This window comes from Janthinobacterium sp., from assembly GCF_009923995.1.
In the GTDB taxonomy this organism is placed as follows: Bacteria; Pseudomonadota; Gammaproteobacteria; order Burkholderiales; family Burkholderiaceae_D; genus Janthinobacterium.
In genome coordinates, this window is the sequence record NZ_RFSK01000057.1 from 1 (window position 1) to 25,349 (window position 25,349).

General features: G+C 62.8%; 24 protein-coding genes and 2 tRNA genes. 7 read left to right on the forward strand and 19 right to left on the reverse strand.

From position 1 onward, the window contains the following. Positions 1-372: 372 nt before the first annotated feature. The 8 genes from EBS11_RS22400 to hisC all read right to left on the reverse strand — a co-directional run bounded on the left by EBS11_RS22400 (position 373) and on the right by hisC (position 7,963). The gene (locus EBS11_RS22400; protein WP_290606560.1) at positions 373-1,383 is read right to left on the reverse strand and encodes a porin; all 1,011 of its coding nucleotides are present in this window, start codon (positions 1,381-1,383) and stop codon (positions 373-375) included. Between the two features lie 71 nt (positions 1,384-1,454). Continuing rightward, entirely contained in the window at positions 1,455-2,264 is an 810-nt protein-coding gene (locus EBS11_RS22405; protein ID WP_290606562.1) for a thiazole synthase, read from the reverse strand. A gap of 29 nt (positions 2,265-2,293) precedes the next feature. Further along, complete coding sequence (locus tag EBS11_RS22410; RefSeq protein WP_290606564.1) at positions 2,294-3,643, reverse strand: D-amino acid dehydrogenase; 1,350 nt, start codon at positions 3,641-3,643, stop codon at positions 2,294-2,296. Between the two features lie 16 nt (positions 3,644-3,659). Continuing rightward, a complete protein-coding gene (locus EBS11_RS22415) occupies positions 3,660-4,724 on the reverse strand; it encodes a YeiH family protein (protein WP_290606566.1) in 1,065 nt (354 codons plus the stop codon). Between the two features lie 207 nt (positions 4,725-4,931). Continuing rightward, complete coding sequence (locus tag EBS11_RS22420) at positions 4,932-5,801, reverse strand: NAD(P)-dependent oxidoreductase (protein ID WP_290606568.1); 870 nt, start codon at positions 5,799-5,801, stop codon at positions 4,932-4,934. 80 nt (positions 5,802-5,881) lie between these two features. Next, the gene (locus tag EBS11_RS22425; protein WP_290606570.1) at positions 5,882-6,412 is read right to left on the reverse strand and encodes a DUF2812 domain-containing protein; all 531 of its coding nucleotides are present in this window, start codon (positions 6,410-6,412) and stop codon (positions 5,882-5,884) included. Positions 6,413-6,423: 11 nt separating this feature from the next. Further along, on the reverse strand, positions 6,424-6,753 hold the full coding sequence (locus tag EBS11_RS22430) for a PadR family transcriptional regulator (RefSeq protein WP_290606572.1): 330 nt from the start codon (positions 6,751-6,753) through the stop codon (positions 6,424-6,426). 154 nt (positions 6,754-6,907) lie between these two features. Continuing rightward, positions 6,908-7,963 (reverse strand): histidinol-phosphate transaminase, encoded by a 1,056-nt coding sequence (gene hisC, locus EBS11_RS22435; RefSeq protein WP_290606578.1) that lies wholly within the window; start codon positions 7,961-7,963, stop codon positions 6,908-6,910. Positions 7,964-8,089: 126 nt separating this feature from the next. On the opposite strand from hisC, the gene EBS11_RS22440 reads away from it, so the two are divergent. After that, on the forward strand, positions 8,090-8,710 hold the full coding sequence (locus tag EBS11_RS22440; RefSeq protein WP_290606579.1) for a hypothetical protein: 621 nt from the start codon (positions 8,090-8,092) through the stop codon (positions 8,708-8,710). Positions 8,711-8,872: 162 nt separating this feature from the next. Here the strand turns inward: EBS11_RS22440 and EBS11_RS22445 are convergent. From EBS11_RS22445 to EBS11_RS22465, 5 genes are all read right to left on the reverse strand, one after another. Next, positions 8,873-8,962: transfer RNA gene (locus tag EBS11_RS22445), tRNA-Ser, on the reverse strand. A gap of 347 nt (positions 8,963-9,309) precedes the next feature. Beyond that, positions 9,310-9,399 (reverse strand) — tRNA-Ser (locus tag EBS11_RS22450). A gap of 111 nt (positions 9,400-9,510) precedes the next feature. Then, the gene (serS, locus tag EBS11_RS22455; RefSeq protein ID WP_290606581.1) at positions 9,511-10,800 is read right to left on the reverse strand and encodes a serine--tRNA ligase; all 1,290 of its coding nucleotides are present in this window, start codon (positions 10,798-10,800) and stop codon (positions 9,511-9,513) included. 147 nt (positions 10,801-10,947) lie between these two features. Then, positions 10,948-11,151 (reverse strand): hypothetical protein, encoded by a 204-nt coding sequence (locus tag EBS11_RS22460; RefSeq protein ID WP_131377570.1) that lies wholly within the window; start codon positions 11,149-11,151, stop codon positions 10,948-10,950. 276 nt (positions 11,152-11,427) lie between these two features. Further along, a complete protein-coding gene (locus EBS11_RS22465; protein ID WP_290606585.1) occupies positions 11,428-12,843 on the reverse strand; it encodes a PLP-dependent aminotransferase family protein in 1,416 nt (471 codons plus the stop codon). A 180-nt stretch (positions 12,844-13,023) separates the two neighbouring features. Between EBS11_RS22465 and EBS11_RS22470 the strand changes: the two genes are divergently transcribed. Further along, positions 13,024-13,314: a DUF2917 domain-containing protein gene (locus EBS11_RS22470; protein WP_290606587.1), complete on the forward strand. Its 291-nt coding sequence runs from the start codon at positions 13,024-13,026 to the stop codon at positions 13,312-13,314. Between the two features lie 32 nt (positions 13,315-13,346). Beyond that, positions 13,347-14,069 (forward strand): NAD(P)-dependent oxidoreductase, encoded by a 723-nt coding sequence (locus EBS11_RS22475; protein ID WP_290606589.1) that lies wholly within the window; start codon positions 13,347-13,349, stop codon positions 14,067-14,069. A 2-nt stretch (positions 14,070-14,071) separates the two neighbouring features. Here EBS11_RS22475 and EBS11_RS22480 read toward each other — a convergent pair whose 3' ends face one another. From EBS11_RS22480 to EBS11_RS22490, 3 genes are all read right to left on the reverse strand, one after another. Further along, entirely contained in the window at positions 14,072-15,391 is a 1,320-nt protein-coding gene (locus EBS11_RS22480) for a replication-associated recombination protein A (protein ID WP_290606591.1), read from the reverse strand. A gap of 69 nt (positions 15,392-15,460) precedes the next feature. Continuing rightward, a complete protein-coding gene (gene lolA, locus EBS11_RS22485) occupies positions 15,461-16,120 on the reverse strand; it encodes an outer membrane lipoprotein chaperone LolA (protein ID WP_290606593.1) in 660 nt (219 codons plus the stop codon). A 3-nt stretch (positions 16,121-16,123) separates the two neighbouring features. Continuing rightward, positions 16,124-18,484 (reverse strand): DNA translocase FtsK, encoded by a 2,361-nt coding sequence (locus tag EBS11_RS22490; RefSeq protein ID WP_290606594.1) that lies wholly within the window; start codon positions 18,482-18,484, stop codon positions 16,124-16,126. Between the two features lie 214 nt (positions 18,485-18,698). Between EBS11_RS22490 and trxB the strand changes: the two genes are divergently transcribed. The 3 genes from trxB (at position 18,699) to EBS11_RS22505 (ending at position 21,087) form a co-directional block, all read left to right on the forward strand. Next, positions 18,699-19,652, forward strand: coding sequence for a thioredoxin-disulfide reductase (gene trxB / locus EBS11_RS22495; protein ID WP_290606599.1), 954 nt, complete (start codon positions 18,699-18,701; stop codon positions 19,650-19,652). 7 nt (positions 19,653-19,659) lie between these two features. Then, entirely contained in the window at positions 19,660-20,334 is a 675-nt protein-coding gene (locus EBS11_RS22500; protein WP_290606600.1) for a Smr/MutS family protein, read from the forward strand. 123 nt (positions 20,335-20,457) lie between these two features. Next, complete coding sequence (locus tag EBS11_RS22505) at positions 20,458-21,087, forward strand: trimeric intracellular cation channel family protein (RefSeq protein ID WP_071324539.1); 630 nt, start codon at positions 20,458-20,460, stop codon at positions 21,085-21,087. A 169-nt stretch (positions 21,088-21,256) separates the two neighbouring features. Here EBS11_RS22505 and EBS11_RS22510 read toward each other — a convergent pair whose 3' ends face one another. Both EBS11_RS22510 and EBS11_RS22515 read right to left on the reverse strand, forming a co-directional pair. Beyond that, positions 21,257-21,595 carry a P-II family nitrogen regulator gene (locus EBS11_RS22510; RefSeq protein ID WP_034758685.1) on the reverse strand — a complete coding sequence of 113 codons (339 nt, stop codon included), beginning with the start codon at positions 21,593-21,595 and terminating at the stop codon, positions 21,257-21,259. A gap of 173 nt (positions 21,596-21,768) precedes the next feature. Continuing rightward, positions 21,769-23,385, reverse strand: coding sequence for an NAD+ synthase (locus tag EBS11_RS22515; RefSeq protein ID WP_290606610.1), 1,617 nt, complete (start codon positions 23,383-23,385; stop codon positions 21,769-21,771). Positions 23,386-23,472: 87 nt separating this feature from the next. Between EBS11_RS22515 and EBS11_RS22520 the strand changes: the two genes are divergently transcribed. Further along, a complete protein-coding gene (locus EBS11_RS22520) occupies positions 23,473-24,618 on the forward strand; it encodes a GNAT family N-acetyltransferase (protein WP_290606632.1) in 1,146 nt (381 codons plus the stop codon). A gap of 56 nt (positions 24,619-24,674) precedes the next feature. On the opposite strand, the gene EBS11_RS22525 is transcribed toward EBS11_RS22520, so the two are convergent. Continuing rightward, on the reverse strand, positions 24,675-25,256 hold the full coding sequence (locus EBS11_RS22525) for an HdeD family acid-resistance protein (RefSeq protein ID WP_290606612.1): 582 nt from the start codon (positions 25,254-25,256) through the stop codon (positions 24,675-24,677). Positions 25,257-25,349: the final 93 nt, after the last annotated feature.

Below are 25,349 nucleotides of genomic sequence, written 5' to 3' on the forward strand. Positions count from 1 at the left end.
TCCATGAAGGCCGAGCCCATGATGCCGAACATGTCGGTCACGCCGTTGGCGGCCAGGGTTTCCACGAACGCTTCGGAAGGCGTCATCTTTTGCGGGCCTACTGGAATGGCAGCGGCGGCGGCTTTTTGGTCGGACAAATCGGTCATGGCTCAGTCTCCTTACAGTTTTATGAAAAATCGGTATATTTTGTTCCGATATTTGAAATACGTGTTCAATTTAACGGTTGCGAAATGCGCTGTCAATGAGATTTCGTGAAAATTCGGACTGTTTCATTCCTGAATCTGAAATCCGCGACCACGGTCCGCTCCTGAAACAACAATGGCGGCTGATCCGCAACAGATAAGCCGCCACCGGTGCCGCCCGCCTTGCGCCTTAGAACTTCAGGCGCATGCCGGCCGTGAAGGCGCTCGAGTTATGCCCAGGCAAGGGCACGCTGCCGCCGCTGGAGGCGTCGCCGACGAAGTTGGTGCCCGCGCCATCGTTGTTGATGCGGCCGTACGAGGTGTACAAATTCGTGCGCTTGGACAAGGCATACGTGTAGCCGATGGCCAGCTGGCGCCCGCCCCGGCGCGCATTCGTGCGGTCATCCTTCTTGATATAGGAAGCCATCACGCTGCCGGCCGCGCCCGCGGGGGCGGACACGCCCACCATGTAGTCGCGGAAATCCGTGCCCACGTCATCCTTGTCCGTCTCATACGCGGCGTGCAGCTTGGCGGGGCCGAAGTCGTAGGTGCCGCCCAGCAAGGTCACTTTCGCCGTGTTCAGGGGCGTGTCCTTGCGGTTGTCGTGGGCCAGGGTCAGCACGAGCGGGCCGTTGGCGTAGTCGATGGAAAAGTCGATGGTGCGGCCCAGGGTGTTGCTGTCCGGCTTTTCTCCCAGGCCATACATGATGGCGGCCGACAAGCCGTTCACCTTCGGCGTCTCGTACATGATGGAATTTTTCGTGCGCAGGCTGGCCACGCTCATCAGGTTGATCGAGGCGCCCGTCATGCCCGTCTCGAAGGGGTCGATATTGTCCAGCGCGGTGAACAGGGGATTGTGCTGCAAGCCCAGGTTCACGGCGCCGAAGTCGCCGGACAGGCCCACGTAGGCCTTGCGCCCGAACAAGGCGCCCTGGCGGTAGGCGCCCGTGTCGAGGTCGAGGCCATTTTCCAGCAGGAAATTGGCTTTCAGATTGTTGCCCAGGTCTTCCGTGCCCTTGAAGCCGATGCGGCTGCCCGACTGCACGCCGGTGGCCAGCTTGGTGACGGAACCGTCCGCGCCGCCATGTTCGGACGTGAGGCCCGCGTCGAGCAAGCCGTACACGGTGACGGACGATTGGGCACCGGCGCTGCCGGCAAAGAGGGAGGCCAGGACGGCCGCCGCTGCAAGTGTGTGTTTCATGTCATCTCCAGGTATTGTGGTTTTTATAAACGCTTGAAACGATAATCAACTACGGGGGCTACAAAATCTGCTCAGGCGATCAGCCCGATCATGGGCGACGAGGGCGAGGCGCTCATGACGCCTGCTCTCCGGGGCATGCGTCCGGCCAGGTATGCCTCGCGTCCGCCCTGCACTGCCAGTTTCATGGCGCGCGCCATGCGGATGGGTTCGCGCGCCGCCGCGATGGCGGTATTCATCAGGATGCCGTCGCAACCGAGTTCCATGGCGATGGCCGCGTCCGACGCCGTGCCCACCCCGGCGTCGACGAGCACGGGTACCTTCGCCTGCTCGATGATCAGGGACAGATTCCACGGGTTCAGAATGCCCATGCCCGAGCCGATCAGGGATGCCAGCGGCATGACGGCGATGCAGCCGATGTCTTCCAGCATGCGCGCCTGGATGGGGTCGTCGCTGCAGTACACCATCACCTGGAAGCCGTCGCGCACCAGCTGCTCGGCCGCCTTGAGGGTTTCCGGCATGTTGGGGAACAGGGTCTTCTCATCGCCCAGCACTTCCAGCTTGCACAGCGGGTGGCCGCCCAGCAGTTCGCGCGCCAGCTGCAGGGTGTAGACGGCGTCGCGCGCGTTGTAGCAGCCGCCCGTGTTGGGCAGAATCGTGTATTTCGACGGCGGGATGAAGTCGAGCAGGTTCGGCTCGCCCTTTTCCTGGCCGATATTCACGCGACGTATCGTCACGGTGACGATCTCGGCGCCGCTCTCTTCGATGGCCAGGCGGGTTTCCTCGAAATCCTTGTACTTGCCCGTGCCTACCAGCAGGCGCGACTGGTAGGTGGTGCCGGCCAGGGTCAGGCCGTTTTGTGCGGGGGTGGCGTCGTCTCTCATCGTGGTGCTCTCCTAAGTTAAAGCTGGGGTCAGTCCTTGCGGGATCGGAATGCGCCCCATTGGGGCATATTCCCCCGGCGGGTCTGACCCCGGAATGCCTCTGCCGCAGACTGCGGTGCCAAGCGTTGCCCGCAAAACGCAAACTCGACGTCGGGCCGCCTTCCCGACACGAGGTCGGCCAGCGCCCTGCCCGCGCCGCAGGCCATGGTCCAGCCCAGGGTGCCGTGGCCCGTGTTGAGGAACAGCTGGCGGTAGCGCGTGGCGCCGATGTAGGGCACGTTCGACGGCGTGAGGGGCCGCAGGCCGGCCCAGTAGACGGGGTCGCCGTAATCGCAGGCATGGGGAAACAGCGCTTGCACGCGGCGCGTGATGGCGGCGCAGCGCACGGGATTGAGTTCCCGCGTGTAGCCGTTCAGTTCGCACGTGCCCGCCACGCGCAGGCGTTCGCCCAGGCGCGAAAACACGAGCTTGTGGCCGTCGTCCGTCAGCGAGACGGTCGGTGCGCTGGCGGGATCGAGAATCGGATAGGTGGCAGAGTATCCCTTGCCCGGATACAGCATCAACCGGATGCCCAGCGGCTGCAGCAGGGGCGCGGAAAAGCTGCCCATGGCCACCACCACCGCGTCTGCCCGTTCGCTGCGGTGGCGTCCCAGCGCGTCGATGCATTCCGCGCCGGTGACTCTCTCGCCGTCCAGCAGCAAGCGCGTCACGGTGGTGCCGTACTGAAAATCCACGCCGGCCGCCGCGGCGCGGGCCGCCAGCGCCGTGGTAAACAGATGCACGTCGCCCGACTCGTCGGTGGCCGTGAAGTCGCCGCCGACGATGCGGCTGCGCGCATGGGCCAGGGCCGGCTCGATGCGGATCACCTCATCGGCGCTGACGGTGTTGCGCGGGCAACCCAGTTCGCGCAGCAGCGCGGCGCCCGCTTGCGATTTGTCAAACTCCTGCTCGTCCGTATAGAAATGCAGGATGCCCCGCTCCAGGTGGTCATACGCGATGCCCGTCTCGCGGCGCAGGGCCTGCAAACTTTGCCGGCTGTACTCGGCCAGGGCGACGATCTGGCGCATATTGCGCGCCACCCGCGACGGCAGGCATTCGCGCAGGTAGTGCGCGGCCCACTGCCATTGCAGCGCATCGAGGCGGGGCCGGAACAGCAGCGGCGCATCGTCCTTGCCCAACCATTTCACGACCTTGCGCAGGGTGGCGGGATTGGCCCACGGCTCCGCGTGCGAGACGGAAATCTGTCCGCCATTGCCGAAGCTGGTTTCCTGCGCGGCGCCCGCCTGGCGCTCGAGCACGCGCACGTCGTGGCCCGTCTGCCGCAAGTACCAGGCCGTGGCCGTGCCGACCACGCCGGCGCCGAGGACGAGGATTTTCATGGCGGGCCCGTTGCGCTCAGCGCGTCAGCAGGACGGCGATGGCGACGAAGGCGGCGATCCACACGGTCTCCATCACCAGCATGATCACGGGACGCCAGCCCAGCGAAGCCAGCGACTGGAACGAGGTTTTCACGCCCAGGGCGGCGATGGCGATGACGAGGCAGGCGCGCGAGGCATTGTTGATCCAGCCATTCACTTCCTGCGGGATCAGGCCCAGGCTGTTGGTAATCACCAGCCAGACAAAGCCGATCAGGAAGAAGGGCACGAGCGGCGGCGCATCGACTTCGCTCTTGCCGTCCTTGCGCTTGAACATGATCGACAGGCCCAGCACGACGGGCACGAGGCAAGCCACGCGCGTCAGCTTGACGAAGGTGGCGACGTCGCCCGTGTGGTTGCTGACCAGATAGCCCGCCCCCACCACTTGCGCCACGTCATGGATGGTGCCGCCGATGAACACGCCCGCTTCCGTCGGATCAAAGCCCAGCAACTTGACCAGCAGCGGGTAGACGATCATGGCCAGGGTGGACAGCGACGTCACGCCCACCACCGTCAGCAGGGTGAATTTTTCGTTTTCCTTGGTTTGCGGCAGCACGGCCGAGATGGCCAGTGCGGCCGAGGCGCCGCAGATGGCCACGGAGCCGCCCGACAGGATGCCTTCCGTGATGGGGCGTTTCAGCCACCTGGCCAGCATATAGCCGAAACCGAGGGTGGCGATCAGGCCGCCGACGACGATCAGCAAGGGCGTCACGCCCACGGAAGCGATCTGGTTGAAGGTGATGCGCGCGCCCAGCAGGGCCACGCCCGTGCGCAATAAAATCTTGCTGCAAAACTCGATGCCGGGCTTGCAGGTGGGATCGGCCGCGAGGAAGTGGAAGGCCAGGCCGAAGAACAAGGCATACAGCAGCTGCGGGCCGCCGTAATTGCTGGAAATAAAGGTGGCCGACAGGGCGATCACCAGGGCGATGGCCACGCCGGGCCAGCTGCGCAGCACGGCGCGGGGGCGCCAGATGGCGACGGCGGAAGACAGGTAGGGAATGTTCTTGTCGACAACGCGTGTTATCGCTGAGGAGTTGGTTTTCATGCGGGTCCGCTCGTAATGTTTTAAAAATTGGGACATTTCATCTCGTTTTTTAATAATACACGATGAGCTAGCGAAGTCCATGCTTTTCCATGAAAATCGAAACCGGATGTTCCGGAAACTGACGTTTTAATTTAAATCGGGCGTAAACGACGAGCGGCGCGGCCCTGGGCAGGGACGCGCCGCGCGAGTGGATGCAACGGGAAAGTGTTACTTTTTATTCAGGCGGGTAATCAGGCTGGACGTGTCATAGCGGTTGCCGCCCGCCTGCTGCACTTCGCCATAGAACTGGTCCGTCAAGGTCGTCACGGGCAGGTCGCTGCCGTTGCGCTTGGCTTCGGCGAGGCAGATGCCCAGGTCCTTGCGCATCAGGTCGACGGCGAAGCCGAAGTCGAACTTGCGCTCTATCATGGTCTTGCCCCGGTTTTCCAGCTGCCACGACTGGGCCGCGCCCTTGGAAATCACGTCGACGACGAGGGCCGCGTCCAGGCCCGCGTTTTCCGCAAAGGCGATACCTTCGCTCAAGGCTTGCACGAGGCCCGCGATGCAGATCTGGTTGACCATTTTTGTGAGCTGGCCGGCACCGGAAGCCCCCATGTAGGTGACGGCGCGGGCGAACAGGGCGATGACGGGCTCGGCACGGGCATACGCTTCCGCGTCGCCGCCCACCATCACCGTCAGCTTGCCGTTTTCCGCGCCCGCCTGGCCGCCGGACACGGGCGCGTCGAGGAAGAACACGCCCTGCTCTTTCGCCGCCGCATGGATGGTGCGCGCCGCTTCAGCCGAAGCCGTCGTGTGGTCGATCAGGATGCTGCCCGGCGCCATGGCGGACAGCAAGCCGCCCGCTTCCAGGATCACTTGATACAGGTCATTGTCGTTGCCGATGCACGTAAACACGAACTCGGCGCCGGCAGCGGCTTCTGCCGGCGTGGCGGCGCTCTTGCCCTTGTGCTGCTCCAGCCAGGCGGCCGCGCGGGCCGGGTTGCGGTTGTACACGGTGACGTCGTGTCCGCCCGCCGCCAGGTGGCCTGCCATGGGGAAACCCATGACGCCCAAACCGATGAATGCCACTTTTGCCATATTGTCCGTCCTGTCGATGTATGAATGCGATTATTGTTGCACAAATGGCCGTGCGTGGCAGCTGCCAGCGGCCGCTGCGTCTACAGCGCCTCCCTGCGCAGGCGGTGCAGGCGGCCGACGGTGCGCAAGATGAGATAGGACATGGGCAAGACCAGGGCCAGCTGCACGCCCGTCAGCACCATGCGCAGCGTGTCCATCTCGCGGTCGCTGCTGCCCATAAGGTTGTACATCAACAACAAACCGGTGAGACCGAAGTACGTCAGCAAGCGTTGCTGCCTGGCGATCTTCGATGGCGTATCCGTATAGATGTCATTCGGCTTGCCGTCTGCCGCAGGCTTGCGCCAGCAATAACTGCCCCACCAGCAAAATACCAGCTCCCAGCCGGCATCCTGGCAGAGCTGCTCATAATCGCTGCTGCGCTTCCATGCGGGAAACGAGTCGAAGCGGTAAACATTGTCGGCGGGTTCGCCCCGCACGAACGTAAACCGGCACGGCATGCGAAACTTCTGCAAATGCCATCCCGCCAGGGCCTGCGCGCGCAGCCATTCCTCGATGTGACCGTCATCGAGTTCGATGAACCATTTATAGACATGCGACCGTTGTTCACTCATCCTGCTTCACCTCAGTATGTTGATAGGAATGGCGCATCCGCCTCACCCACGCGCACCATCACGCGCAAGCGCCGCAATTGCGCCAGCAGCACATGGCGCCCCAGGTCCGTCATGGTGTAGATCTTGCGCCGCTCGGCTTCCCGCAGCATCTCGATCAGTCCCTGCTTTTCCAGGTTGGCAAATGCCCCGTACAGGGTGCCCGGGCCGATCTTGACGGCCCCTTCGCTGATGGCTTCTACCTGCTGCATGATGGCGTAGCCATGCGCCGGCTCGCGCAGGGCCAGCAGGATGTAGTACGTGGCTTCCGACAAGGGCAGCAGCTTTTCTATCGAGGCATCCATTTTTCTCCCATAGTACGGACGTCGGTATAGCGCGAATCGCTATATCGATCAACGATATAATATCACGCATGACTGCAATGTCTACTTTTTTTGACAAGCAGGAAGGGGCTGGACGTCACCGCCGCCATGCACGGCGGCGGACGGGAAGGAGGAATTACACCAGGTCGCGCAGGGCAGCCATCAGGGCCGCGCATTCGCCCACGTTGCCGATGCTGATGCGCAGATACTGGCTGATGCGGGGTGCGTTGAAATGGCGCACGATCACGGAGCGGGCGCGCAGGCCGGCGGCCAGTTGCGCCGCGTCATGCTGCGGGTGGCGGGCAAACACGAAGTTGGCCACCGACGGCAGCACCTCGAAGCCCAGCGATGCCAGGTCCGCCGTCAGCTGCTCGCGGCTGGCGATGACGGCCTGGCGCGTGTGCTGGAAATACGTTTCGTCGTGCAGCGAGGCGACGGCGCCGGCCAGCGCCAGCCGGTCCAGCGGATACGAGTTGAAACTGTTCTTCACCCGCTCCAGCGCCTCGATCAGGTCCGGGTGGCCAAAGGCGCAACCTACGCGCAAGCCGGCCAGCGAACGCGACTTCGAGAATGTCTGCACCACCAGCAGGTTGGGATAGCGCTCGACCAGGGCCACCGCGCTCTCGCCGCCGAAGTCCACATACGCCTCATCGACCACCACCACGGCGTCGGGATGGTCGCGCAACAGGGTTTCCACGCCGGCCAGCGGCAAGTCCACGCCCGTGGGCGCATTGGGATTCGGAAAGATGATGGCGCCGCACGGCCCCCGGTAGTCTTGCGGACGGATGCGCATGGACTCGTCGAGCGCTACCGTGCGGTAATCGATGCCGTACAGCTTGCAATACACGGGATAGAAGCTGTAGCTGATGTCGGGGAACAGCAGCGGCGCGTCATGCTTGAGCAGGGCCATGAAGGCCAGCGCCAGCACTTCGTCGGAACCGTTGCCGACAAACACTTGCTCGCTGCGCAGGCCGTGGTAGGCGGCCAGGGCTTGCTTCAGTTCGCTGGCGGACGGGTCCGGGTAGAGGCGCAGGCTGTCGTCGGCGGCTTCGCGCAGGACGGCCAGCACCTGCGGCGACGGGCCATAGGGGTTTTCGTTGGTGTTGAGTTTGACCAGGTCGGGCAGCTTGGGCTGCTCACCGGGGACGTAGGGGGTCAGCTCGCTGACGATGGTGCTCCAGAATCGGCTCATTGCTTGGGTTCGCGGGATGGGGGATCGGGTAGATTACCATAGGCTGAGGAGGGTCAAGGCGGGCGCCATCGGCAAGGGGTAGCGTGGACAGCATCGGCATCGGCCCCAGACTGAAGAGGACGTGGCATGAACAGCATGCACAAGCTGAGCGATACGCGGTCGCGGCATGGCGCGCTGACGCAACAGTCACGCCAGCGCAAGATCAATGCGTGGCTGCAGGTCGCAGCCAGTCTCAGCGAACAGATCACCGTCGAATTGCAGACTGCCACAGACCAGCTACAGGGCGAAGAAATCGCCGACTTGCAGCACGTGATGGCGCTGGCGCAACGCTTGGCAAGCAATAGCAAAGCCATGCGCGATACCCTCGGGACACTGTTTGACAGCGGTGAAAAAAGCGAGGAGCATGCAGTGACAAGCACGGAGGATGACGCCATGGACGAGCAAGTCAACGCACTGGCAACAGACATGGCCAGTGTAAAACTGGACGTTAAGGATATAAACGCCGATGTGGCTGACATCAAGGTGGATGTGGCTGGTCTCAAGGTGGATGTTGCTGGCGTGAAAACGGATGTCGGCGTTCTCAAGACGGATGTCAGTGGCTTGAAACTGGACCTCGCTGTGGTGCGCTCCAATTATGCGACCAGGTCCGATGTGGCTGAGGCGAAGTCGGCTGTCATCCTGTCGTGTGTGGGAACGATCATTGCCATGGCAGGCGTGGCGTTTGCGGTGGCCAAGCTGGTGCACTAGCGCTTGCGGTAGTGGGCGGCTGGCTTTTCAACCCTGAATGGAGGAAAAATCGCCTTGCGCTGCGCGCTTTGGGCGGTTTTTCTACCTGGACTTTGCGCTGGTGGCCTTTTAACCTTGCGGGAATAAAAAAAGCTCCCTTGCGGGAGCTTCTTCTATGTATTCTGGCGGAGAGGGTGGGATTCGAACCCACGGTACGATTTAACGTACGCTTGATTTCGAGTCAAGTACATTCGACCACTCTGCCACCTCTCCGTTTACTGCGGTCTATTCATCCAAACTGGCATGCCTGTTTGAACGAGGCGCTATTTTAGCATGGGCATTGTTCAGTTGGGTAGGGGTTTTATTGGCGATTTGCAACTGCGGGCGGCTAGCCCAAGCAAAAAACTAATTGGGCGATTCGGGGAGCCTCGCGCGAGGCGCTGTTCGTCTTTGTAGAGGCCGCCTTGGTGCATGCGTGAAAACCAATTTGACGATTCGGAGAGCCTCGCGCGAGTACGCGCTCGTCTTCGAATCCCACGCGCAAGGCGCGCAGGCGCCTTGCTCCTCTTCGCCGCCACAAATAAAAAAAGCTCCCTTGCGGGAGCTTTCTCTATTTGTTCTGGCGGAGAGGGTGGGATTCGAACCCACGGTACGATTTAACGTACGCTTGATTTCGAGTCAAGTACATTCGACCACTCTGCCACCTCTCCATTTACTGCGGTCTTTTCCCGCATTGCTGCGAGAAGGCAAGATTATAGCAGCCGCTTGAGAAAATGGAAGGACTATTTTTCGCCTTCCATTCACCGGGCTGCCTGAAGCTTTTATGCCTTCAGATGCGTCAGGCCGCCCATGTACGGACGCAGTACGGCAGGGATCTCGACGCTGCCGTCCGCCTGCTGGTAGTTTTCCAGTACGGCGACCAGGGTACGGCCCACTGCCAGGCCGGAGCCGTTCAGGGTGTGCGCCAGTTCCGGCTTGCCGGCCGCGTTGCGGAAACGCGCCTGCATGCGGCGGGCCTGGAAGGCTTCGCAGTTCGACAGGGACGAGATTTCGCGGTAGGTGTTTTGCGCCGGCAGCCACACTTCCAGGTCGAAGGTCTTGGTGGCGCCGAAACCCATGTCGCCCGTGCACAGCGACATCACGCGGTATGGCAGGCCCAGGCGTTGCAGGATGGCTTCCGCATGACCGACCATTTCATCGAGCACCTGGTAAGACGTGTCCGGGTGCACCACCTGCACCATTTCCACCTTGTCGAACTGGTGCTGGCGGATCATGCCGCGCGTGTCGCGGCCGTAGCTGCCTGCTTCCGAGCGGAAGCATGGCGTATGGGCCGTCATTTTCAGGGGCAATTGATCGATCGCCAGGATTTCATCGCGGGCGATGTTGGTCAGCGACACTTCCGACGTGGGGATCAGGTAGAAGGTCTCGCCCTCGCCTTCCGCGCCGCCTTTTTTCACGGAGAACAGATCGGCTTCGAATTTCGGCAGCTGGCCCGTGCCGCGCAGGGAATCGGCGTTGACCATGTACGGCGTATAGCATTCCGTGTAGCCGTGCTCGTCCACGTGGGTGTTGAGCATGAATTGCGCCAGCGCGCGGTGCAGGCGGGCGATGCCGCCCTTCATGACGGAGAAGCGCGAGCCGGTCAGCTTGGTGGCCACTTCGAAGTCCAGGCCCAGCGGGCCGCCCACGTCGACGTGATCCTTGACCTCGAAATCGAAGGTGCGCGGCGTGCCGACCTTGCGTACTTCCACGTTGCCCGACTCGTCCGTACCCACGGGGGCCGACTCGTGCGGCAGGTTCGGCACGGCCATGATGAAATCGCTCAGCTTGGCTTGCACGAGGGTCAGTGCCGCTTCATCGGCTTTCAGTTCGTCGCCCAGGCCCGCCACTTGCGCCATCACGGCCGAGGTGTCTTCCCCCTTGCCTTTCAACATGCCGATTTGCTTGGACAGCGCGTTGCGCTTGCCCTGCAGTTCTTCGGTGCGCGTCTGGATCGCCTTGCGTTCGGCTTCGAGGGCGGTAAAACCTGCCACGTCGAGCTGGAATTTGCGCGTCGCCAGGCGTTCTGCGACGGTAGCGATGTCTTTACGGAGAAGTTGGATATCTATCATGGGTGGATGGCGGTGCCGATGTATCGAAAGCATCCATTGTACCAAGACCCGTTCACTTCCTTATGAGTTTTGCACACGGCCCGCCATCGTCATGGCAGCCTGGCTGGGCACCCGCGCCCGCTTTACATCCAATGCTCAGGCTGGTGCTCAGATAAAGGCCGCTTTTTCGGCAGCCGTCAGGCGGCGGGCGCTGACGGTCACGACTGGCATCTTGCTGTCGGCGGCCTGGGCGATCACGGTGGTGCTGGCGCTCACTTCGAGCGTATTCGCGCCGGCGGTGGCGAAGCTGGCGCCAACGGCGATGACGGCGGCGGCGACGAAGGCGATTTCCATGTTTTTCAGTGCGTTCATGATGTAACTCCTGGTTGGTTTGTGCGTTTGACTGCGGTTGGTATGGTGGTACTTTAGCCAACGCGCCGGCAAGACGCCACCGGCTTGCGACCAGCGGCGAAAAACAGGGAGCGAACGGTGAAAAACGGGGACTGAAGGGAAAACAAGGGAATGAACAACGCCTGACAAAACCGTAGCGAGCGGCAGTGATTTGTGGCTAAGAAGCGCAACTGTGCTGTAGCACCGTGAGCATCGCAGGCCGCAAAGCGCGCCGCGCAGTAGGTTTTGACAGGCCTTCTACAAGGCGTCCTTGACCAGATGCCCCAGGCGGCCGATGGCCTGCTCGATGCGCGGCGTCCACGCATTGCCGCAATTGAGGCGCAGATAGTTGCCGAACTTGCCCGAGGCGGAGAACAGCTGGCCCGGCATGAAGGCCACCCCGTCGGCGATCGCCTTGCCGTGCAGGGCCAGCGCGTCGACCTGGGGCGGCATCTGCACCCACAGCACGAAACCGCCCTGCGGTTCGGACAGCATGCAGTCCGCCGGAAAGTGGGCGGCGACAGCGTCGGACATGCGGGCGATGCGCTGCACCAGGGTACGCCGCATCTTGCGCAGCTGCTGGTCGTAGCTGCTGCCCTCCAAAAAGTCGGCCAGCACGGCCTGGAAGAAATGGCTGGTGGCACCGCTGGACACGGTTTTCAGCAGGGCCACTTCCTGCGCGTAGCGCCCGGCCAGCACGTAGCCCACGCGCGAGGCGGGCGTGATGGCCTTGGAAAACGAGGAGCACAACAAGACGTTGCCGCTCGTATCGTAGGCCTTCACGGGCCAGGGCCGCTGCGGGGCAAAGCACAGGTCGCCGTACACGTCGTCTTCCACCAGCGGCACATTGAATTCCGACAGCAGTCCCGCCAGCCGCTTCTTGTTTTCTTCCGGCATGACGCAACCGAGCGGGTTGTTCGCGTTGGGCACGAACAGGCACGCTTGCACGAGGCCGGCGCGCAGGGCCAGTTCCAGCGCATCGAGCGACGGCCCCGTCTTCGGGTCCGTGGGAATTTCCAGCGCCTTCATGCCCAGGCTTTCGATCATTTGCAGCAGCACGAAATACGTGGCCGACTCGATGGCGATGGTGTCGCCCGGCCGGGCCACGGCGCGCAGGCACAGGCTGATCGCTTCCGTGCAGGAGTTCGTCACGACGATCTCCTCCGGGTCCAGCTTGCCCCAGTCCAGGGCGCGGCGCGTGACCTGGCGCAGGAAGTTACCTTCGCTGATGTCATAGCAGCTGACTTTGCTCAACAAGGCGGGCTCGCGCCGCGCCACGGCGCTGATGGTGCGCTGCATGCGCTTGATCGGCAGGATTTCGTCGGGCGGCCATGCCGTGCCCAGCTGTACCACGTCGCGCGTCTCGTTCTCCTTCAGCACGCGCATCAGCAGGTTGTTGATGCCGACGAAGGCCGGCTCCTTCAGGTGCGGCGCGTCGGCGCTGCACGGGCGGCGCGGCGCCCGGTGGCGCACGAAATAGCCGGACTGGGGCCGCGCATCGACCTGCCCCCGGTCTTCCATCAGGCGCAGGGCTTGCATCACCGTACTGATGGAAATACGCTTCTGCTGCGCCAGGTGGCGGATGGATGGCAGGCGGTCGCCGGGCGCGAACACGCGCGCGTCGATCAGCGCACCCAGCTCGTTGGCCAGGTGCTCGTACAGATTCAGGTGCATGGTCATCCCTTCAGTATGCGGCGGCAACGTCGTGCCGGCACAGATACAGTTGCCCGATTTTTTGACAAGCACAGTGTACGATGAAGCCCACTGTATTCATGACAATTTCGTTTTCCTGCATCTGTTCTCCTTGTCCCCCAGGGCCTAAGCTGTTCCTGTCCGCCCACCAGGAGTTTCGCCATGCACAACGACCACGAACTGCGCCCGCAACATCCCCTGCGCCTGGAAAAGGCGGACAGTGCCGTGATCGAATGCCTGCATGGCACGGCCTGGATCACGGCCTACGCCCAGTTCGACGACTGCGTGCTGCGCAGCGGCGAACGCTATACGATACCGAACGGGGGACTGGTGCTGGTGGAAGCCGTGGGCAGCGGACGCATCCGCGTGCATGGCCCCGCCGCGCACCACTCCATCTGGCAACGCCTGTTGGCGGGGACCTTTCCCACATTGATGACCACAAGGAATACATGAATCAGGCAACACGGAATCAAGCAACCCCGCCTTTGCGCGTCCTCGTCACGGGCGCCGCCGGCGTCATCGGCACCGTTTTCTGGAAGAGCCGGCACGGGGAATTCTCCCTGCGCCTGGCCGACCTGCACACCGGCAAGCTGGCCGAAGCGCCCTGCCCGTCCATGCAGCTCGACGTGGGCGATTACGCCGCCTGCCTGGCCGCCTGCGCCGATATCGACGCGGTGCTGCACCTGGCCGGTGTGCCCCACGCCAGCGCCGATTTCGACACGCAGCTGCTGCAGCCGAACATCATCGGCACGCACAACATCTTCCGCGCGGCGCAGGCGCAGGGCGTAGAACGGGTGGTATTTGCCAGCAGTGCGCAAGCCATCGAGGGCTATCCGCTTGATATGCAGGTGCACGAGCACATGCCGGCCCGGCCCGCCAATATGTATGGCGCCAGCAAGGCCTTCGGCGAAGGCGTGGCCTCCGCGTTCGCGCACCAGCATGGCATGACGGCGATCGCCGTGCGCATCGCCAACGTGGCACGGTTTGCGCCAGGTCAACAGCACAGCGCGCGCGACATCGCCGCCTTCATCAGCGAACGCGACGTGGTGCAATTGCTGGCCTGCTGCCTCAGCGCCGACGTGCCAGCCGGCTACCACGTCGTGCATGGGGTGTCGGACAACCGTTATAAACGGCTGTCGATCGCGGCCACGCGCCAGCTGGTGGGCTACGCGCCGCAGGATGACGGGTTTACCCTGCTGGGACTGTAGCGTCAGCCCTTGCCAGCGGGCTTTCCTGCTTTTCTGTCCAGCTCGCGCAGCCACGCCAGCTTGTCGGCGATCTTGCTCTCCAGGCCACGCGGCACGGGCTGGTACCAGCCCGGCTCGGCCATGCCGTCCGGGAAATAGGTCTCGCCGGCCGCATACGCATCGGGTTCGTCGTGCGCGTAGCGGTAGGCGTGGCCGTAGCCCAGTTCCTTCATCAGCTTGGTCGGCGCATTGCGCAAGTGCACGGGCACTTCCTTGGACTTGTCTTTCTTGACGAAGGCCATGGCCGTGTTGAAGGCGTTGTAGCCGGCATTGCTCTTCGCGGCAATGGCCAGATAGATCACGGCCTGGCCCAGGGCCAGCTCGCCTTCGGGCGAACCGAGACGCTCATAGGTTTCCGCCGCGTCGTTGGCCATGGTCAAGGCGCGGGGGTCGGCCAGGCCGATATCTTCCCAGGCCATGCGCACGATGCGCCGCGACAGGTAGCGAGGGTCGGCGCCGCCATCGATCATGCGGCAAAACCAGTACAGGGCCGCGTCCGGGTTCGAGCCGCGCACGGACTTGTGCAGGGCGGAAATCTGGTCATAGAAATTGTCGCCGCCCTTGTCGAAGCGGCGCGAATTCAAGGTAAGCGCGTTGTCGACGAAGGCCGCGTCGATGGTGGTCGTGCCCGTCGAGCTGGCGGCCGTCTCGGCCTGCTCCAGCAAATTCAGGAAGCGCCGCGCATCGCCGTCCGCATAGCCGATCAGGGTGTCGGCCGCCGCCTCATCGAAGGTCAGGTGCGTCAGGGCGGAACTTTGCGCCTTGGCCAGCAGCTGCCTCATTTCGTCCTCGTTGAGCGATTTCAAGACATACACTTGCGCGCGCGACAGCAGCGCGGAGTTCACTTCAAAGCTGGGATTTTCCGTCGTCGCGCCGATGAAGGTCACGAGGCCCGATTCGACGAAAGGCAGCAAGGCGTCCTGTTGCGACTTATTAAACCGGTGGATTTCGTCGACGAACAGCAAGGTGTGCTTGCCGAACTGGTCCAGGCTGTGGCGGGCCTGGTCCATGGCGGCGCGGATATCCTTCACGCCCGCAAACACGGCCGACAGGGCGATGAATTCGCTGTCAAACGCATTCGCCATCAGGCGCGCCAGGGTGGTCTTGCCCACGCCGGGCGGGCCCCACAGGATCATGGAATGGGCCTTGCCCGCCTCGAACGCGAGGCGCAGGGGCTTGCCCGCGCCCAGCAGATGCGTCTGGCCGATGACTTCGTTCAGGGTGGATGGCCGCAAGGCCTCGGCCAGCGGCTGGCGCGGTGCGGTGGAAAAGAGATCCGCCATAATATTTACCGGGTAAGAATGCAAAGGCCCCGCATGGTGCGAGGCCGGTCAATAACAGTGTGCGAAAAATTAATTATTAATCACATCCGCGCCCTTGGGCATGACAAATTTAAAATGATCGGCGGATAAGGCCGGATTTTTCTGGAAGTTCTTGAACGCCAGCACCGACGTCTGACCGAAGGAATCGCGCAATTCCATCGCTTCGGGCACGCCGTTGCGCAGGCCGATGGTGATTTCGTCGAACGTCGTGTCCTTGGCCTTCGGCGTCGCTTTCAGCCATTCCAGGCCATCGCGCGTACCAGCCTCCGCCAGGGTGAAATTCTTTTCCAGGTCGTTGCTGCCGAACAAGATCGCGGCCGGCGAGGAGCCGAGCGCGTCGCCCAGTTTCTTCACCGTCACCTGGCTCAAGTCCTTGTCGTAGATATACAGCTTGTCGCCGTCCGCCTGCAGCAGCTGCTCGTACGGCTTCAGATACGTCCAGATGAACTTGCCCGGGCGGGCGAATTCGAACGTGCCGCTGGCCGGCGTCGACACTTTCGCCTTGCCAGCCGCATCCGCCTTCTTGACCTGGCGCTGCACGAACTCGCCCTTGGCCGATTTGGTGCCGGCGGCGAAGCTCTTGAACTGTTCCAGGGCGCTGGCCGAGGCGCTGGCCGCGAACAGCAGGCTGCAGGCGATGCCGGCCGCGCCGACGATGATTTTTGCCACTACACTATTTTGTTGCTTCATTATTTACCCTTGTTCGGCACTGGCCGCCGGCACCAGGATGTCCCGGTTGCCATTGGATTGCATGGTTGATACCACCCCGCTCTGCTCCATCTGCTCGAGCAGACGGGCGGCGCGGTTGTAGCCGATGCGCAGATGACGCTGCACCAGCGAAATCGAGGCGCGGCGGTTTTTCAGCACCACCGCCACCGCCTGGTCGTACAGGGCATCGGCCTCGCCGCCGCCCTCGCCTGCCGCGCCGCCTTCGGCGCCGTCGCCTTCCAGGGTGCCGCCTTCGAGGATGCCCTCGATGTAATTCGGCTCGCCCTGCAGCTTCAGATGGCTGACGACGCGGTGCACTTCCTCATCGGAAACAAACGCGCCGTGCACGCGCATCGGCAAGCCCGTGCCGGGCGGCATGTACAGCATGTCGCCCATGCCCAGCAGGGTTTCCGCGCCCATCTGGTCCAGAATCGTGCGCGAGTCGATCTTCGACGATACCTGGAAGGCGATACGCGTAGGAATGTTGGCCTTGATCAAACCCGTGATCACATCGACAGATGGGCGCTGCGTGGCCAGAATCAAGTGCAGGCCGGCGGCGCGCGCCTTTTGCGCGATGCGCGCGATCAATTCCTCGACTTTTTTGCCCACCACCATCATCAGGTCGGCCAGCTCGTCGATGATGATGACGATGGTCGGCAGTTTTTCCAGCGGTTCCGGCGAATCGGGCGTCAGGCTGAACGGATTCGGGATGTGTTCTTCGCGCTTCTTCGCATCGGCAATCTTCGCGTTGTAGCCGGCCAGGTTGCGCACGCCCATCTTGCTCATCAGCTTGTAGCGGCGTTCCATCTCGTTCACGGCCCAGTTCAGGGCGTGGCCGGCCTGGCGCATGTCGGTGACGACGGGCGCCAGCAAGTGCGGGATGCCTTCGTAGACGGACATTTCCAGCATCTTCGGATCGATCAGGATCAAACGCACGTCGAGCGGGTCGGATTTGTACAGCAGCGACAAAATCGTCGCATTGATGCCCACGGATTTACCGGAACCGGTGGTACCGGCCACCAGCAAGTGGGGCATCTTCGCCAGGTCGGCCACGACGGGCTTGCCGGCGATATCCTTGCCCAGCGCAATCGTCAGGCTGGACACACCATCGTTGTAGACCTTGGAGCCGAGAATTTCCGTCAGGCGCACGATCTGGCGCTTGCTGTTCGGCAATTCCAAGGCCATGTAATTCTTGCCAGGAATGGTTTCCACCACGCGGATCGACGTCAGGGACAGCGAACGGGCCAGGTCGCGCGCCAGGCCGACGATCTGGCTGCCCTTCACGCCCGTGGCCGGCTCGATCTCATAGCGCGTGACAACGGGACCGGGGTAAGCGGCCACTACCTTGGCATCCACGCCAAAGTCGGAGAGTTTCTTTTCGATCAGGCGGCTCGTGAATTCCAGGGTTTCCACGGACACCGTTTCCACCACGGGCGGCGCCTCGTCCAGCAGGGACAGGGGCGGCAGCTTGCCATCGCCCAGGTTCTCGAACAGATGGGCCTGGCGTTCCTTTTCCACGCGCTCCGATTTCACGACGGTGACGACCTGCGGCTCGATCTTCACGGGCGGCGCGGCCACGTGCTTTTCCACGTGCTTGGCCCGCTCGATGACGACCACTTCATCGCGGCGCACGGCGGCCACTTCGCCCTGGCGGCGGTCTTCGCGGTCCTGGTAGCGCAGCACGAACCAGTTGAACGCGTCTTCGATGGTACCCCCGATGCGCTCGGCCACTTGCAGCCAGGACACATGGAAGAACAGGGAAAAGCCGAGGGCAAACAGCAGCAACAGTAACAAGGTCGCGCCCGTGAAGCCGAAGGCCACGTGGGCCGAGTGGCCCACCAGCTGGCCCAGCACGCCGCCCGGCTCGCGCGGCAGCTGCACGTGCAGGCTTTTCGCCATGCGCAGGTATTCCAGGCCCATGCTGCCGATCAGCATGATGGAAAAGCCGACGATGCGGATCAGCATCTCGACATGGTGCTCGCGCTCCACGTCTTCCTCTTCCAGCAGGAAGCGCTTACTCAGGCGGCGATAGCCATTCCATACGGTGCGCAGCAGCCACACGCACCACCACCAGGCGGAAAAGCCGAAGATATACAGCAACAGGTCGGACAGGGTCGCGCCCAGCTTGCCGCCGAGGTTGGCGACCTTGTCGACGGAGGTGGCGTGCGACCAGCCGGGATCGAGCTTGTTGAAGCTGGCCAGGATCAGCACGAAATACAGGGCAAACGCGGCCAGCGCGAACCAGCGCGCCTCGGACAGCAGCCGCACCAGCCGGTTCGGCAGGGGCCGGCGTTCGACCGGTTTACGGGTGTAGCTATTTTGATTGGCCTGGGCTGGTTTAGTCATTCTGGGAAGCGCTGCAAGGTGATAAATGTTTCTGAAAGGGAATTTCCCATAATAAGGATGTATTCTAAGCCATATACGTCATGGACGGCCCCACGATTCGTCTGCACTGGCGGCTTGGTCTATAATCCGGGATTGCTTGCGCAAGCGCAATACGCCCTTGTTCTTCGCGCGTATGCCCCCAATTCGGATAGACCACACTCATAGAGAAGCTCCCATGACTACTACCAAACACGCCCGCGTCTTGATTCTCGGTTCCGGCCCCGCCGGCTATAGCGCTGCCGTCTACGCCGCGCGCGCCAACCTGAACCCGATGCTGGTGACCGGCGTGGAACAAGGCGGCCAGCTGATGACCACCACCGACGTGGAAAACTGGCCGGGCGACCCCATGGGCGTGCAAGGCCCGGACCTGATGCAGCGCCTGCTGCAGCATGCGGAGCGTTTCAATACGGAAATCGTGTTTGACCACATCCACACCACCTTCCTGAATGAAAAGCCGATCCGCCTGAAGGGCGACAGCCACGAATACACGTGCGACACCCTGATCATCGCCACGGGCGCGTCCGCGCAATACCTGGGCCTGCCATCGGAAGCGGAATTCATGGGCAAGGGCGTGTCCGCCTGCGCCACCTGCGATGGCTTCTTCTACCGCAACCAGGAAGTGGCCGTCGTCGGCGGCGGCAACACGGCCGTCGAGGAAGCGCTGTACCTGTCGAACATCGCCAATAAAGTCACCCTGATCCACCGCCGTGACAAGTTCCGCGCGGAAGCGATCCTGATCGACCGCCTGAACGCCAAGGTTGCCGAAGGCAAGATCGTGTTGAAATATAACCACACCCTGGACGAAGTGACGGGCAACGAAGGCGGCGTCACGGGCCTGAACATCAAGTCGACCATCGATGGCAAGGTCGAAGCATTGAGCGTGCACGGCGTCTTCATCGCCATCGGCCACAAGCCGAACACGGGCATCTTCGATGGCCAGCTGGACATGCATAACGGCTACATCAAGACCAAGACGGGCCTGGAAGGCATGGCCACGGCCACCAGCGTGCCGGGCGTGTTCGCCGCCGGCGACGTGCAGGACCATATCTACCGCCAGGCCATCACCAGCGCCGGTACGGGTTGCATGGCAGCACTGGACGCCCAGCGCTACCTGGAAGGCCAGGAGTAAGCGCCGCATGGCGTCGATGAAAGACTTCGCCGACCTGAAGGCGGTCAGCAAGCAGCTCAAGGAGCAGGCGGACGCGCGCGCACAAGCCGAGGCCGAGCGCGCCAGGCAAGCCAAGGTGCAGGCCGTGGAGAGCAACCTCTTCAAGGCCAGCATCGGCGGCGTCAAGCGCCTGCCCGAGTCGGACCGCTACGTGCCCAGCCTGCCGAAGGCGGGCGCCATGGCGGCCGCACAGCCGGCGCGCAAGCTGACGCCGGAAGAGGACGATGCGGCCGTGCTGCGCGAGTCGCTGTCGGACTTGTTCGAAGTCGACCATTACCTGGAAAACGATCCGGCCCTGAACTACGCCCGCCCGGGCGTGGGGCCGGACGTGGTGAAGAAGATGCGCAAGGGCCACTGGCCCGTGCAGGATGAGCTGGACTTGCACGGCTTGCGCCGCGACGAGGCCCGCGACGGCATCGGCGCCTTCCTGAACCAGGCCACGCGGCGCAAGCTGCGCTGCGTGCGCGTGATCCACGGCAAGGGTTTCGGCTCGAAGGGCCAGGAACCGGTACTCAAATCCATGGTGCACAGCTGGCTCGTGCAAAAGGATGAAGTCATCGCCTTTTGCCAGGCGCGCCGCTCCGAAGGGGGCGATGGCGCCCTCGTCGTGCTGCTCTCCGCAGCCTTGCAGCCCATCCGCTAGGCTTGACAGCAAGCAATTACAATTCAGTCACCAGTTCCACACTGCACACGGCCCCGTTTGTCACCATTCGGGGCCGTGTCATGTTAACCTGTGACAATTATTTCCTGTCCTCGCGTTCCGCCCATGATGCCACCCCAATTGCCGCCTGGCTCGCTGATCAAGATCATCGAGGTCATCGCCATCCTGGTGGGCGCGTTTTCCGGTTTCATCGAGGCACGCCGCAAGCGCATGGACCTGGTCGGCGTCTTCGTCGTGGCCTTCATCACCGCCTTCGGCGGCGGCACCCTGCGCGACATCCTGCTCGACAAGCGGCCCCTGTTCTGGGTGTCGCACCAGGAATACGCGATTCTCATCTTCGTGCTGGCCCTGACGGCCGCGCCCCTGATCCAGCATCTGCGCCAGATCGTCTCGGAACGCCTGATCGTCGTGGCCGACGCCATCGGCCTGGGCATGTTCGCCATCGCGGGCGTGGCCGAAGCCATGCGCGCCGGCATGCCGATCTTCATCGCGTCAATGATGGGAGTGATTACGGGGATTTTCGGCGGCGTGATGCGCGACATCGTCTGCAACGAAGTGCCGATGGTGTTTCGCGACGGCAAACCGTATGCGATCTGCGCCTTCTTCGGCTGCTGGGCTTATCTGTTGCAGATGCACTTCGGCGCCGAGCACGACTTCGCGCTGTGGACCAGCGCCAGCGGCATCACCATCCTGCGCCTGATCTGCTGGAAATTCGACATGCGGCTGGGGCGCTGAACCGCGCGGATGCGAGATCCCGCAAGATGCCGGGCGGCTCACGTCGGATTACGCGCAGGCGCCAATCCGACCTACGGCCTGCTGAAGAACAGCTACATAGCAGTAGGTCGGATTAGGCTCGAAAAGCCGTCATCCGACAGCATCATTGGCATAGACCCGGCAAGAAAACTTAAACGGCGTCCGGGCCCGTTTCGCCGGTACGGATGCGGATGACCTGCTCGACGTCGCGCACGAAGATCTTGCCGTCGCCGATCTTGCCCGTGCGGGCCGCCTTGATGATGGCGTCGACCACCAGTTCCGACACGCTGTCGTCCACCACCACTTCGACTTTGACTTTCGGCAAGAAGTCGACCACGTACTCGGCGCCACGGTACAACTCGGTATGGCCCTTCTGGCGGCCAAAGCCCTTCACTTCCGTCACGGTCAAGCCCGTCACGTTCACATCGGCCAGGGCCTCGCGTACTTCGTCGAGCTTGAATGGTTTGATGATGGCGGTAATCTGTTTCATGGCTTTCTCCTTATTGGTAATCGTCAGTTCTTCATTAGCTGGCTTGACGGGACCCCGCAAAACCGCAGCGAGCAAGTTCAATACCGGATTGAGCAGCGGAGCCGTACTTTAGTACGGTGAGCAACGGATGCCCGGTAGTGAGCTGCGCAGCAGGTTTGGCGGGCTTCCCCACGTTATTCGTAAAACTTCGACGTGATGGGGTAGCGCCAGTCGCGGCCGAATCCACGGTGCGTGACGCGGATGCCCACCGGCGACTGGCGCCGCTTGTATTCATTGATCTTGATCAGACGCGTGATTTTCGCCACGTCGGCCGGCGGGTAGCCAGCCTCGATAATGTCGGCGATCGGCCGGTTTTCTTCCATGTACAACTGCATGATGCCGTCGAGCACCTCATACGGCGGCAAGGAATCCTGGTCCAGCTGGTCGGCGCGCAGTTCGGCCGACGGTCCCCGCGTCAGGATACGCTCGGGTATCACGTCCGACACCCCGTTGCGGTACGCGCACAGGCGGTACACGAGGGTCTTGGCGATATCCTTGATGACGGCAAAGCCGCCCGCCATGTCGCCGTACAGGGTGCAATAACCGACGGCCATCTCGCTCTTGTTGCCCGTCGTCAAGACGATGCTGCCGTGCTTGTTCGACAGGGCCATCAGCAAGGTGCCGCGGATGCGGGCCTGGATGTTCTCTTCCGTCGCGTCTTCCGCCAGCCCCGCGAACTCGCCGGCCAGGGTGGCGCGGAAGGCATCGAAAGTTTGCTTGATCGGAATTTCATCGTAGCGCACATTGAGGCGTTTTACCATGTCGCGCGAATCGATCCACGAGATATCGGCCGTAAATTGCGACGGCATCATGACGGCGCGCACCTTGTCGGCGCCCAGCGCATCGACGGCAATGGCCAGGGTCAGGGCGGAATCGACGCCGCCCGACATGCCGATCAGCACGCCAGGGAAGCCGTTCTTGCCTATATAGTCGCGCACGCCCAGCACCAGCGCCTGGTACACCTGCGCTTCCGTCGTCAGCGGCGCGGCCAGGGCCTGCGGCACGGGCGTGGCGCCGTCGAACGCGACGAGCTGCAAGTCTTCCGCGAAATGGCGCAGCTGGGCGCAGATGGTGCCGGCCGCATCCATGACAAACGAGTCGCCGTCGAAGATCAGCTCATCCTGGCCGCCCACCAGGTTGGCGTAGACGAGGGCCATGCCTTGCGCGCTGACGTTGCGGCGCATGGTGTCATAGCGCAGGTGCTGCTTGTTCATGTGATACGGCGAGCCGTTCGGCACCAGCAGCACTTGCGCGCCGGCCGCGCGGGCGCGCATGGGGGCGTGCTCGAACCACGTGTCTTCGCAGATATTGATGCCGAAACGCACGCCCTTCACGCCAAAGACGAACGCCTGGTCGGACGAGGTGAAGTAGCGCTTTTCATCGAAAACAGTCGTGTTCGGCAAGTCGTGCTTGCGGTAGGTGCCCAGCACTTCGCCGTTCAGCAGCACGGAGGCGGCATTGTGGCGCACGCCCTTTTCATCCTGCAGGGGCAGGCCCACCACCACGTGCAAATCCTTGAACTGGGCCAGGTCGGCAGCCAGCCCGGCAAACGCCTCCTGGGTTTTTGCGTAGAATGCATTGCGCAGCAACAGGTCCTCGGGTGGATAGCCGACCAGCGACAGTTCCGGCGTGAGCACGATATCGGCGCCCGCTTCAAAGGCGCGGCGGGAAAGGTCGAGGATCTTGGCACGGTTGCCGGCCAGATCGCCGACCGTACTATTCATTTGAGCAATTGCGACTTTGACTGTCATGATGATGGAAATTTCGTTTTATTAAACAAGACAGGGGCGCGCAGGCCGATGGTGGCGCCCCGAGAGTGATGAATGCACACTACAACAATGAATTATCGCACGGCTATCGTCTCTACCCTGGCTGAAATTGGCGAAGCGGCCTGGTCGGACCTGCTGGCATGCCAGCAGGATGCCAATCCCTTCCTGTCCTACGCTTTCCTGCACGCGCTGCACGAATCGGGCTGCGCCAGCGCGGACACGGGCTGGCAGCCGAACTACCTGGCGCTGTGGCAAGGCGATGTGCTGGCCGCCGCCCTGCCCCTGTACCTGAAACAGCATTCCTACGGCGAGTACGTGTTCGACTGGGCCTGGGCAGATGCCTATCAGCAACATGGCCTGGAATATTACCCGAAACTGCTGTCGGCGATACCGTTTACGCCCGTCAGCGGCACGCGCCTGCTGGCCCGCGATGGCCAGGCGCGCGCCGCCCTGCTGGCCTTTTTGCAGGCGCAGCAGCAGGCGGCCGACGTGTCGTCCTGCCATATCCTGTTCCCGCCGGAAAGCGAAGCGCGCCAGCTGGCGCAAGCGGGCTATTTGATGCGTAGTGGCGTGCAGTTTCACTGGCTCAATCCCGGCTACACGGATTTCGAACAATTCCTCGCCACCCTGGAACACCGGAAACGCAAGAATATCCGCGCCGAGCGGCGCAAGGTGCGCGAAGCGGGCGTCGTCATGCGCCAGGTGCGCGGGGTGGAAGCGACGGATGCAGACTGGCGGCTGTTCCACCGCTGCTACAGCAATACCTATGCGGAACACCGCTCCTCGCCCTATCTGTCGCTGGACTTCTTCCGGCGCATCGGCGCCAGCATGCCGCAAAACATCTTACTCGTGATCGCCGAGCGCGACGGCCGGGCCATCGCCGCCTCGCTCGTCATCCATACCAGCGATACCCTGTATGGCCGCTACTGGGGCGCGCTGGAGCACGTGCCCTGCCTGCATTTCGAGACTTCGTATTACCAGCCGCTGGAGTTCTGCATCGCCAACGGCATCGCCACCTTCGAAGGGGGCGCGCAGGGCGAGCACAAGATGGCGCGGGGCTTCCTGCCGCAAAAGACGTGGTCCGCCCACTGGCTGGCCCACCCCGCCTTTGCCGACGCCGTACAGCGCTTCCTCGAGCGCGAGCGGGGCGGCATCGATGCCTATCTGGATGAATTGAACGAGCACAGCCCGTTTCGCGCCGCCATGGCGCCCTGAAGGCAAAAGCGCTCCCGGCCGGCTGGCGGGGAGCGCTCGCATACACGCAGGGGCGATCAGGCAGCCGAGCGGCCGGCACTGCCACCGAAGGCGCCGTCCTTCTTCAGCTTGTAGGCGCGCCATGCCAGGGTCAGCAGCAAGATACCCGTCAGCAAGGCATACACGCCTATCATCCACACGAGGGCGAAGGTGCCCGCGGCGGGGAAGACGAGGATCAAAATGCCGAAGACGATGGAAATGACGGCATTGAGCACCAGCAGCCATTCGCCCCGGATGGCCTTGCGCAGGCGGATCGCCAGCACGATGTCGAACACGCCCGAGATCAGGGCATTGACGCCGATCATGACGATCAGGGCAAACGTCGTCAGCAGCGGATAGATGATGGTCAGGATGCCCACGGCCAGGCCGCAGATGCCCAGCAGCAGCAAGGCCCACCAGTCGCCGCCATGCTTGCGGTTGCTGAACGCGCCGACGACGGAGACGCCGCCGCCCAGCAGCGCGTAGGCGGCAAACACCATCAGCAGGGACAGCACCGTCACGCCCGGCAACGCCAGGGTGATCACGCCAAAGGCGATCGCCGCCAGGCCCCGCAAGGCCAGCACCCACCACGAGCGCATCAACAAGTGCTCAGTATACATACCACCTCCCGTTCAAAAGCATTCCGAAGTTAACTTTTCGATAATATTCTAGGCGTGTGCATGCCGTCCAATCCACCGGAAAGAGTTATGTTG

Coding starts and splice junctions, on each gene's coding strand:
- EBS11_RS22420 (WP_290606568.1), bottom strand. CDS start 5,801: ATGGCAAAAGTGGCATTCATCGGTTTGGGCGTCATGGGTTTCCCCATG.
- EBS11_RS22440 (WP_290606579.1), top strand. CDS start 8,090: ATGAACAGCATGCACAAGCTGAGCGATACGCGGTCGCGGCATGGCGCG.
- EBS11_RS22465 (WP_290606585.1), bottom strand. CDS start 12,843: ATGCACCTGAATCTGTACGAGCACCTGGCCAACGAGCTGGGTGCGCTG.
- EBS11_RS22460 (WP_131377570.1), bottom strand. CDS start 11,151: ATGAACGCACTGAAAAACATGGAAATCGCCTTCGTCGCCGCCGCCGTC.
- EBS11_RS22520 (WP_290606632.1), top strand. CDS start 23,473: ATGAATTATCGCACGGCTATCGTCTCTACCCTGGCTGAAATTGGCGAA.
- EBS11_RS22400 (WP_290606560.1), bottom strand. CDS start 1,383: ATGAAACACACACTTGCAGCGGCGGCCGTCCTGGCCTCCCTCTTTGCC.
- EBS11_RS22515 (WP_290606610.1), bottom strand. CDS start 23,385: ATGACAGTCAAAGTCGCAATTGCTCAAATGAATAGTACGGTCGGCGAT.
- EBS11_RS22470 (WP_290606587.1), top strand. CDS start 13,024: ATGCACAACGACCACGAACTGCGCCCGCAACATCCCCTGCGCCTGGAA.
- lolA (WP_290606593.1), bottom strand. CDS start 16,120: ATGAAGCAACAAAATAGTGTAGTGGCAAAAATCATCGTCGGCGCGGCC.
- EBS11_RS22480 (WP_290606591.1), bottom strand. CDS start 15,391: ATGGCGGATCTCTTTTCCACCGCACCGCGCCAGCCGCTGGCCGAGGCC.
- EBS11_RS22410 (WP_290606564.1), bottom strand. CDS start 3,643: ATGAAAATCCTCGTCCTCGGCGCCGGCGTGGTCGGCACGGCCACGGCC.
- EBS11_RS22405 (WP_290606562.1), bottom strand. CDS start 2,264: ATGAGAGACGACGCCACCCCCGCACAAAACGGCCTGACCCTGGCCGGC.
- serS (WP_290606581.1), bottom strand. CDS start 10,800: ATGATAGATATCCAACTTCTCCGTAAAGACATCGCTACCGTCGCAGAA.
- EBS11_RS22500 (WP_290606600.1), top strand. CDS start 19,660: ATGGCGTCGATGAAAGACTTCGCCGACCTGAAGGCGGTCAGCAAGCAG.
- EBS11_RS22525 (WP_290606612.1), bottom strand. CDS start 25,256: ATGTATACTGAGCACTTGTTGATGCGCTCGTGGTGGGTGCTGGCCTTG.
- EBS11_RS22490 (WP_290606594.1), bottom strand. CDS start 18,484: ATGACTAAACCAGCCCAGGCCAATCAAAATAGCTACACCCGTAAACCG.
- EBS11_RS22505 (WP_071324539.1), top strand. CDS start 20,458: ATGATGCCACCCCAATTGCCGCCTGGCTCGCTGATCAAGATCATCGAG.
- trxB (WP_290606599.1), top strand. CDS start 18,699: ATGACTACTACCAAACACGCCCGCGTCTTGATTCTCGGTTCCGGCCCC.
- EBS11_RS22415 (WP_290606566.1), bottom strand. CDS start 4,724: ATGAAAACCAACTCCTCAGCGATAACACGCGTTGTCGACAAGAACATT.
- hisC (WP_290606578.1), bottom strand. CDS start 7,963: ATGAGCCGATTCTGGAGCACCATCGTCAGCGAGCTGACCCCCTACGTC.
- EBS11_RS22510 (WP_034758685.1), bottom strand. CDS start 21,595: ATGAAACAGATTACCGCCATCATCAAACCATTCAAGCTCGACGAAGTA.
- EBS11_RS22425 (WP_290606570.1), bottom strand. CDS start 6,412: ATGAGTGAACAACGGTCGCATGTCTATAAATGGTTCATCGAACTCGAT.
- EBS11_RS22430 (WP_290606572.1), bottom strand. CDS start 6,753: ATGGATGCCTCGATAGAAAAGCTGCTGCCCTTGTCGGAAGCCACGTAC.